Source organism: Enterococcus sp. FR204, from assembly GCF_031143325.1.
Lineage (GTDB): Bacteria > Bacillota > Bacilli > Lactobacillales > Enterococcaceae > Enterococcus_B > Enterococcus_B faecium.
The window spans coordinates 1-8,692 of sequence record NZ_JAKZIW010000067.1 but is presented as its reverse complement, the minus strand read 5'-3'; the positions used below and the strand labels follow the sequence as shown (position 1 = coordinate 8,692).

Below are 8,692 nucleotides of genomic sequence, written 5' to 3'. Positions count from 1 at the left end.
AAACGATTATGAATTCAAAGCTACTTTTTATGACGTCAATCATTGTTATATAATAAAATGTTATATAATAAAATTACTAATGATATTTAATATTACAAGCAATCTTAAGAAATTCGAAAAGGAAAAAATGATTATGAAAAAGAAAGTATTGAAACATTGTGTTATTCTAGGAATATTAGGAACTTGTCTAGCTGGCATTGGTACAGGAATAGACGTTGACGCAGCTACTTACTATAGAAATGGTCTTTATTGTAACAAAGAAAAATGTTGGGTAAATTGGGGACAATCATGGTCAGAAGGGTTAAAACGTTGGGGAGATAATCTTTTTGGTAGTTTTAGTGGAGGACGATAATGACTTCAATAAACATTGATCACACAAAAAAAGTCATACATGAATTATACAATAGTTTAATGACACGACCTAATCAGACGAAAGCATTATTAGATATTACTGATGTTTTATTTCAGGTATATAAAAAAATTGATACAGCAAAATATCCTGAAATTCTTGTAAATAAATTAGTTAATTATATTTACATCGTGGGTTTTGATAATAAAATACGCTTTATTGATAATGATGAAAAATTATTAATAGAATTAGGGGATATTTCTAAAAAAGCTGGAATTAATAGTAAATACAAAGCAAACTTTACAGATAAATCGCAATTTTATAGTTATTCAGAAACAATGCCTCAACGATAAAATATAGTATACTAACCCGTGGTGCTAGTTAATTTTAATATCCTAAAGAATATCTCAAAGTTCCTTCAAAACGTCGTTGTGCTCGACTTAATAGAACACTGTAAGCCAGTAATATGCTTTCAAATCTACTCTCTAGCCCTTTAACAGAACGTGAGTTGAAATTTTGACAACCTAATTTTTCTAAGGAAGAAAAAACAGTCTTTCTTTGTTTTCCAAGTAAGCTGTGGTCTAGTTTTTCTGATTTATCTATGTTTTTACGTGGCGGAACGGATATAGTAATGCCCTTAAGGGCAAGCTTTTCATGGATTTTATGGCTAATATATCCTTTGTCCCCTAGGATATTGGGAAGATTCGCTTCTTCCGATAAAGTCTCTAACACTTTCACGTCATGGACACCTGGATTCGTGATTGAGTAAGTAATCGGAAAGCCAGTCTTAGTAACGATCATATGAATTTTAAGACCATAAAAATAAGATTTTTTTGTTGAGTTATAGCCAACTTTGGCTATTTGATTCAATATTTTTGCTTGTCTATTTCTAACTGGTTTACATAATGGACTAGGAAAACTATCTATAATTCCGACTAGTTCACCTTTGGTGAGCTTCTTGATGAAAAAGTATCGAATAATCTTGATAGTGTAAGCTAAGTTTGAACTTAAGCGAGTGAATCGACTCCTACTAGGAAAGTCACCATTAGGAAATAAGACGGAACAAACCGCTCTATACGTGGCTCTTTGGCTAGTATAGCCATTAATTATGCCCCATATAACACAAGCAATAATCACTGTATCGCGTTGCTTCAGTTGATCAGTATTTCTTCGGTTTTTAATCTTATCTAGTACACAATTGTGGTATATGTTAGAAACAGTTCTCATAATTTCCTTGAATGTTATAAAAGTATCTGTATAATGTTCAGTATATTTTGATGAACGCATATGTAGTCCTCATTTCTTGGGAGTTTTGAGACTACTATATGCGTTTTTTTGTTGATTTACCAACATGTTTAGACATTTTCCTCTAGGAAAAAATTAACTAGCACCACGGGTACCTAGTTATATATTTCTAGGGTTGTTTTCATGTCTGAGTGCCCGATATGATTTATTTTTCGTTTCTATAATTACTTTTTGCCTTCCAGTTTCTTTTAATATTGTACTCAAGCAAGTGGGAATTGGTTCTTTTGTCATCCATGTATGCAAAATGTTATAATGCTGGTAAACAAAAATGATTACCTGTCATTTTTATTTAGTTCGTATTTAATTAAGTTGACTGTCTGTATACTCTGTCTAAAACTTAAGAATTGTTGTTTTCGCTGTCGCTACCCAATTTTAATGAATGTCTGTAGGTTAAAACTGTTGTCCTTGTTATAGATAGTAAAGGAGAGCTTGAAAATGAAAACTGCGATTACGTTTCTATTAGAGGAATATGCCGATTGGGAAGGTGCTTATATTACTAGCACACTAAACCAAAATGAGAAATGGCAAAACAAAACTGCTTCTATCCAATCAGAGGTCGCTTCCATTGGAGGATTAAAAACAAAAATCGATTACTTAATCGAACAAATACCTGAAAAAGTTGACCTCTTTATTATGATCGGTGGCAATTCATGGGACATAAAAAATCATCATTTATATCAAATAATCGATAAATTGTTAAAAACAGACGTACCAGTAGCTGCTATTTGTGGGGCAGTTGATTATTTAGCTCAGAGCGGATTATTGCAAGGTTACAAACACACCGGAAATGCGCAATTTCCTTGGTTAGAATCGGAAAATTATCAGAATAAAGAAGATTTTATAGAACAACAAGCTGTGAAAGATCGTAATTTGATTACTGCGAATGGAACAGCTCCTATAGAATTCACAGACTTGATTCTTCAAGCAGTCCATTTTTAAACAGAAGAAATAAGAGAAAAAACGATTCGTCTATACAAACTCGGATTCTATGATTACTATAAAAAGTACGGATATCCTTTCCCCTAATCATTCTCTTCAATTAAATACTCCTTATCAATAGTGTGACAAGTAATTTTACTGATGATTATTTGTCACACTTTTTCTGACATTTATCAAAGAAGATACGCTCTATTTATATTCATAGACAAGGTTTTACGGATTCAAAAATTCAGGATTATGCTATACTGGTATTAAAAAAATAATGAGGTATTTTATATGAAAAAGTTAGGTTTTATTTTATTGTTGGTCTCTTTATTCCTTGTAGGATGTACGTCTCCTAGTAAAGAAAATAGTGATCCATCTGCGACCACAGACAAAAGTTCAATCAGACAAACCAGTTCAGCTGAAAAATCAAGTACTCAGAAATCAGCTTCTACTGAAACGAATACATCTTCAACAAGCAGTAAAGTCTCAGAGCCCAATACTTCTTCTACATCTAGTAGTACAGTTGAGACAAATATTTCTTCTTCAACAATAGACACAACTTCCTCACAGTCTTCTCAGTCAATAGATCCGTTAGCAGGATATTCTGATCTACAAATTGAGTACGCGCGTGTTTGGCTAGCTATTAGAGGTAATACTTTTAGAGATACATCGGGTGATTTCGAACTACATGTTATTCATTATCCTGCAGGAACACCTATCGCCCCTTATGATGCAGGGAGTGCAGTCTATCCGAAAGATGTGATTATGCTCACTGGGAAATACAGTTACCAGGGAGTTTTAGTGTATTCAAGTAACCATGACGGGACAATCACTAGTTATCCAGTTCCTTCACATTGGCAAATGCCTGCAGATCAAACATCTTATCCAGCATTCATTAGAGAAACAACTCAAGAAATCATTGATAATGCATCTGTAGTAGCTATTCCTACAGGTAATCCAAATGATGTGAAACAGCTGATCAATGTGATAGTTATGGATAATTAAAATTTCTAATAGATCATACAAAAAGAAGCTGGCAAAATACTGTCAGCTTCTTTCATTTTCTTTTCTATTTAGATTTGTTGGTCTTTGATAAACTCCAAGGCAGGAAAAATTTTTTTAAATAAACGTTTGCAAAACAGTCGCTTTTCTATCTTCTACCGCTACTTCTGCATAGGCACCATTGATCAATGTCAGTTGTGGCGGTACATGACCACAATCAATATCATACAAGATCGGTAGTTTTAATTCCTTTGACAGATCTCCGTATACATCCTTCATTTTATAATCTAACAAATCCTCTGCTGCACTTCTACCGAACATGATCCCCGAGCTGCCATCAAACCATCCTGCCAGTTTCATCTGAACAAGTGATCTTCTTAAATCAACTGACGATAGCTCACAGTTTTCTAGAAACCACAAGATCGGCTTTCCATCATTATACTTTCTTTTAAAAGATTGGACATCTCCATAAGGGGTACCGATTAAATGCCTGATCGTATCAATACAGCCACCTAATAATCGTCCCTTCATCCTTACTGCATCTCCGCTGACTGATTGCCAATTTGTTGGTTCAGTGAGATGGAAAACAGAAGATGATGAATGCTCATGGGGCCACTCTTTTTGATACTTTTCAGAAGGTTGCTGTAGAATCGATTCTCCTTCTCTTGTTTTCAGCACACTTTCCCACATTGCTGTCGTTTCATCCAAGTACTCTCCTCTTAAATCAATAAGGTTAGTTCCATGTGCAGTGGCTATCCCTGTTTTTAATGTGACAGCAAGTAGCAACGTACTAATATCTGAATAACCTACTATCCATTTTGGTTGTAGAGCATCAAAATCGACAAAATCGAGAATCTCAATCAATAATTCTCCTCCCCAAGGCGGAAAGATCATTTGGATATTTTCATCTTGCATCATTTGATTGAATTCATCTGCTCGTTTTCTTGCTGGACCTGATTTTTCCTTATCTTGCGTCCAAAGCGTCTTTCCAGTAACTACTTGGAAAGATTTTTCTTCCATTCTCTTTAAAGCTGATTCGAGTAACGAATGGTGTTCCTCTGATACGCCTGAGGATGGTGCAGTAACCCCAATCGTTGCATTTCTTTCTAATAATGGATAACTTATCATGTTGCTTCACCTCCAAGTATGCACTATTTTACTTAGTTAATTGTTTTTTTCGTTTGCCGGCATCAAAAATATCGGCATCTCAAGTAGCTGGATGATTTTGTTTAAGTCAACCGTTTGGATGACCATCGTTTGATCTGGTCTACCTGGTGCAAAAACAAGTTTTTCATTTGATAAGAGCTCTTCATCAATAATAATCGGAATCTGTTTTTCATAACCAAACGGAGAAACAGCGCCCTGCTTTTGTCCCGTTTGTTCTTCCATGCGTTCTGATGAAACAATAGAAAGCCTTTTACCGACGATCTTCCCTAATGCTTTGAAATCCGTTTGTTTCGTAGTAAAAGTCAGATATACGTAGTTATTATCTTTTTTATCTTTTAAGAATAAGCTTTTGGTCTCTGTACCTGTAAATCCTTGTTCTTTCTTTATTACCAAAGCATCTTCATTTGTATAAATGGCTCGATGATGATACAACTCAAAATATATATTTTCGTGTAAGAATTTCTTTGCCAAGTCAATCATTTTTATGTCTCTTTTCTATTTTATTATTTGAGACATCTTATCATATAAATATAGCGGTTACAACATTACTTGTGTTTTGTTCGTTTTTTATACATAACTATTGTTTTTCTGGTAAAATAAATCAAACCACTTAATGGAGGCGTTTTAGAATGGAAAAATTTCAGCCGATCATCAATCAGATCAAAGAAAAAGAACATCAACAAAAGATCAAAGACCTTTTTGCTAAGATAACAGAAACGTATCCCCAGCTAGACACAACTGTAAAATGGAACCAACCTATGTTTACTGACCATGGTACCTTTATTATTGCATTTAGTTTTGCTAAAAATCATTTTTCTATCGCACCGGAAAAAGCAGCGATTCGTGCCCTTGAAAAAAATATCCAAGAAGCAGGCTACGTATATACGGATAACGTCATCAAAGTTCCTTGGAAAAGTGTAATCAACTGGGAATTGATTGAACAATTGATTTCATTTAATATTGAAGATAAAAAAGGTCATGATAAATTTTGGCGATAAAGCTTTATACGAATAAACCCTTTACTGGCGAGGAAACTATTCATCACCTTATACAGGTTTTGTTCAATCCTATCCTTTTTATCATCCCTGGTTAAACACTTAATTGACAAAGTATCTGCTATTTTTATAAGTAGTCTTTCTTGTGCTGAAAAAAATCACTGATTGAATGGCTTTGAATTTTCCACTTAGTAAAATTATTTTTTCAGCAATTTTCCTGCAAAACTTTTGAATAAGGAAAAAATACGAGAAAATATCAGCGATCTTTCATAATACTGCCCATTATTTTCAGGTATATTTAAATATAATATCACTTTAGGAGAGAAGGAATTTCTTTAGAGAAAGAAAAGTTAGAATTTTCTGACTTTATTTTTACAATGACCTTAATTAAAATCGTTCTTTCTACATTTCGTGATTAAGCAAATATCAACTAAGTCAGTAGAACCATTCACATAGGAGGGTGAACATTGAAAGATTTTTACTCAGTAAATGAATTAGCCGAACAATTAGGTGTTACTACACGTTCTATCAGAAATTATCTTCATAAAGGAAAACTAAAAGGAACAAAGGTTGGCGGGCAATGGAAATTTTCTGAACGTAATCTTTTTGAGTTCCTTTACGGAGATCAAGCAGAGGAAGCAGCAAAAGAAATGCAGCGATTCATGCTAAATGCACCAATCACGATGCGTTTCAACCTTCAGTATCGTGATTTTACAGCAATCAATCAATTCCGAGAACAATTAGTCCAGTACCATAACGATGTTTACGCAAATAAAAAAGACCGTCTTTTACAATACGATCTTTATAAAGACAATCATGCGGAGATACTAATCGGTGGTAACTTCAATTATGTCGTAAACTTTAGTCAATGGATCATTGAAAAATTATTGATCCAGACAGATATTTCCCTTGTATCTTAAACAATTAAAAAGCGCTAGAAATTCCAGAGATGTTGGAAATTCTAGCGCTATTTTTTTATAAGTACTTACTGTTTGGTTCAAACAAATATTTTTTTAATAAATGAGATTTTACCATCTTTATCCTCAAATAAAAACCGTAACCATGCTTCCTACTACGATCAGCAATAATCCGATAATCGTTAATTTTTTTTCTTTTGATGTCTTATTTTCATGCAGGATGCACATACCGCCTAATGTAGAGATAACTACATTTAGCTGTGTAATGATATATGCAGTAGCAACCCCATTTTCATTTGCTGAAAAAATATAAGCCAATGCTGACACACTAAAGATGGCTCCAACGATCGTTGCTTTCCAACTCTTGTCTTCAGAAAATGCGGTTGGTTTACGGAAAATCACATAAATCACTGCCCCTAAAAAGACACCGATCATTTGCGGAAAGAAAATGGAAAGTCCGCTTGCATCAACTAGTTTAGGCAATGCACTGTATACCCAATAACCAATACTTGTTGATGCTAATAGACTAATTCCTTTTGTGATACCGCCTTTTTTTCCAGGATCATCACTGATTGCCGTTAAAGCAGAACCAAATACAAGAAGAATGATTGCTGCTGCTCCAATGATTTTCCCCATACTTCCAGACCATTCTCCAAAAGCGAAGACACCAATCAACGAGGTTCCGACTAACTGTAATGCAGTCGAAATTGGCATCGTTTTAGAAACACCAATCAAGTTGAAAGATGTATACTGTCCTGTTTGTCCAATAACCCAAAATGCACCAGAAAGTAAACTAATCAAAAATGTAGTCACTGAAATACCAGCTGGAGAAGCGAATAATTGAACGAGTAAGCCGACAAGCACCGCTCCAATACCAGTTCCTAATATCTCATTTGTTGGTCTGCCACCAATCTTTTTCAAAATCAGTGGCTGGATCCCCCAGCCAACTGCCGGGATCAATGCAATCAATAAACCCATTTTTATTCACCCTTATCCTTTTCCACCTTGGAAAGAAGGATATAAAGTCATCCCACCATCTGCAAATAGTGTAATACCTGTAACATAACTGGATTCGTCTGAAGCCAACCATGCAGCTGTCGCCGCTATTTCTTTTGGTTCACCTACGCGTCCTAGTGGGATCATACTTTCCAAGAGTTCTTTTTGTTCAGGATCATCAAATTTTGCCGCATTAATAGGTGTACGGATAGCGCCAGGGCCTATACTATTGATTCTGATTTCCTTCGGTGCATACTCCATTGCTACCGTTTCGGTAAATAATTTTACCCCGCCTTTTGAAGCAGCGTAATGAGCAAACGTTGGCCATGGGATCTGTTCATGAACAGAAGACATATTGATGATATTTCCTTTTTTATTATTCTCTGTAAAGTAATTTAAAGCCGCTTTCGTTCCGATAAAAACGCCAGTCAAATTGACTTTTAACACTCTTTCCCAATCTTCAAGGCTAAGTTCATGGGTTGGATGCTGATTTTCCATCCCAGCATTATTAACCCAAACGTCCAGTGTCCCAAAATTTTCTAAAGCCGTATCAAGTAAACGCTGTATTCCTTCTTCAGAACTGACATCTGCTTGTACAGAGACTGCTTTTCCGCCTGCCTCTTCGATTGCTTTGACTGCTTTTTCTGCTCCTTCTTTATCCGAGTTATAGTTGACAACTACATTCATTTTTTCTTTCCCGAATCGTTGAGCAATCGCTGTTCCAATCCCCTTTGAGCCACCAGTTACTACTGCGACTTTGTTTTCTAATTCCTTATACATAGTACCCACTCCTTTTTCATACCTAAACCTGTTATTACGGATAACTTTTATTTCCGTCTTAAAGTGAGTGTACACCAAGATATATAGTCTAAAGCAAATGATACGCTCTAGCAATCGTTTTCATGAATTGCTAGTGTCCTTTTATTTCTATAAAGAAAGAGGTTGTGACAGAAGTGGTCAGCTTCAAGAAATTTCGGCTTATTTCCGAAGAAGCTACTTCTGAAAAACCATTTATTTGGAAAAAAAGGCTGTGACAA

10 protein-coding genes and 1 pseudogene are annotated in these 8,692 nt (G+C 35.0%); 6 read left to right on the top strand and 5 right to left on the bottom strand.

All coding sequences use genetic code 11. The features are described from left to right. Positions 1-133 precede the first annotated feature (133 nt). Positions 134-352, top strand: coding sequence for a leucocin A/sakacin P family class II bacteriocin (locus RG571_RS11280; RefSeq protein ID WP_002338810.1), 219 nt, complete (start codon positions 134-136; stop codon positions 350-352). Then, positions 352-702: a bacteriocin immunity protein gene (locus tag RG571_RS11275; protein ID WP_002296756.1), complete on the top strand. Its 351-nt coding sequence runs from the start codon at positions 352-354 to the stop codon at positions 700-702. The genes RG571_RS11280 and RG571_RS11275 overlap by 1 nt, the downstream gene beginning before the upstream one ends. A gap of 34 nt (positions 703-736) precedes the next feature. On the opposite strand, the gene RG571_RS11270 is transcribed toward RG571_RS11275, so the two are convergent. Continuing rightward, positions 737-1,636 (bottom strand): IS982 family transposase, encoded by a 900-nt coding sequence (locus RG571_RS11270; protein ID WP_002338812.1) that lies wholly within the window; start codon positions 1,634-1,636, stop codon positions 737-739. 453 nt (positions 1,637-2,089) lie between these two features. Between RG571_RS11270 and RG571_RS11265 the strand changes: the two are divergent. After that, positions 2,090-2,680, top strand: a pseudogene (locus RG571_RS11265) (type 1 glutamine amidotransferase family protein). A gap of 189 nt (positions 2,681-2,869) precedes the next feature. Then, complete coding sequence (locus RG571_RS11260; RefSeq protein ID WP_002330950.1) at positions 2,870-3,583, top strand: hypothetical protein; 714 nt, start codon at positions 2,870-2,872, stop codon at positions 3,581-3,583. Positions 3,584-3,697: 114 nt separating this feature from the next. Here the strand turns inward: RG571_RS11260 and RG571_RS11255 are convergent, their stop codons facing one another. Continuing rightward, positions 3,698-4,708 (bottom strand): S66 peptidase family protein, encoded by a 1,011-nt coding sequence (locus tag RG571_RS11255; RefSeq protein ID WP_002306452.1) that lies wholly within the window; start codon positions 4,706-4,708, stop codon positions 3,698-3,700. A 36-nt stretch (positions 4,709-4,744) separates the two neighbouring features. After that, positions 4,745-5,227, bottom strand: a complete 483-nt coding sequence (locus tag RG571_RS11250) for a YbaK/EbsC family protein (RefSeq protein WP_002294466.1) — start codon at positions 5,225-5,227, stop codon at positions 4,745-4,747. Between the two features lie 149 nt (positions 5,228-5,376). On the opposite strand from RG571_RS11250, the gene RG571_RS11245 reads away from it, so the two are divergent. Beyond that, positions 5,377-5,745, top strand: coding sequence for an iron chaperone (locus RG571_RS11245; RefSeq protein WP_002294467.1), 369 nt, complete (start codon positions 5,377-5,379; stop codon positions 5,743-5,745). Positions 5,746-6,209: 464 nt separating this feature from the next. Then, complete coding sequence (locus RG571_RS11240; protein WP_002338814.1) at positions 6,210-6,662, top strand: helix-turn-helix domain-containing protein; 453 nt, start codon at positions 6,210-6,212, stop codon at positions 6,660-6,662. 123 nt (positions 6,663-6,785) lie between these two features. On the opposite strand, the gene RG571_RS11235 is transcribed toward RG571_RS11240, so the two are convergent. Further along, on the bottom strand, positions 6,786-7,637 hold the full coding sequence (locus RG571_RS11235) for a GRP family sugar transporter (protein ID WP_002338815.1): 852 nt from the start codon (positions 7,635-7,637) through the stop codon (positions 6,786-6,788). A gap of 12 nt (positions 7,638-7,649) precedes the next feature. Then, positions 7,650-8,435 (bottom strand): glucose-1-dehydrogenase, encoded by a 786-nt coding sequence (locus RG571_RS11230; protein ID WP_258430517.1) that lies wholly within the window; start codon positions 8,433-8,435, stop codon positions 7,650-7,652. Positions 8,436-8,692: the final 257 nt, after the last annotated feature.

Bases quoted from the DNA above. Each gene is read 5' to 3' on its own strand.
- RG571_RS11260 (WP_002330950.1), top strand. From the start codon at position 2,870: ATGAAAAAGTTAGGTTTTATTTTATTGTTGGTCTCTTTATTCCTTGTA.
- RG571_RS11230 (WP_258430517.1), bottom strand. From the start codon at position 8,435: ATGTATAAGGAATTAGAAAACAAAGTCGCAGTAGTAACTGGTGGCTCA.
- RG571_RS11270 (WP_002338812.1), bottom strand. From the start codon at position 1,636: ATGCGTTCATCAAAATATACTGAACATTATACAGATACTTTTATAACA.
- RG571_RS11280 (WP_002338810.1), top strand. From the start codon at position 134: ATGAAAAAGAAAGTATTGAAACATTGTGTTATTCTAGGAATATTAGGA.
- RG571_RS11250 (WP_002294466.1), bottom strand. From the start codon at position 5,227: ATGATTGACTTGGCAAAGAAATTCTTACACGAAAATATATATTTTGAG.
- RG571_RS11235 (WP_002338815.1), bottom strand. From the start codon at position 7,637: ATGGGTTTATTGATTGCATTGATCCCGGCAGTTGGCTGGGGGATCCAG.
- RG571_RS11255 (WP_002306452.1), bottom strand. From the start codon at position 4,708: ATGATAAGTTATCCATTATTAGAAAGAAATGCAACGATTGGGGTTACT.
- RG571_RS11275 (WP_002296756.1), top strand. From the start codon at position 352: ATGACTTCAATAAACATTGATCACACAAAAAAAGTCATACATGAATTA.
- RG571_RS11245 (WP_002294467.1), top strand. From the start codon at position 5,377: ATGGAAAAATTTCAGCCGATCATCAATCAGATCAAAGAAAAAGAACAT.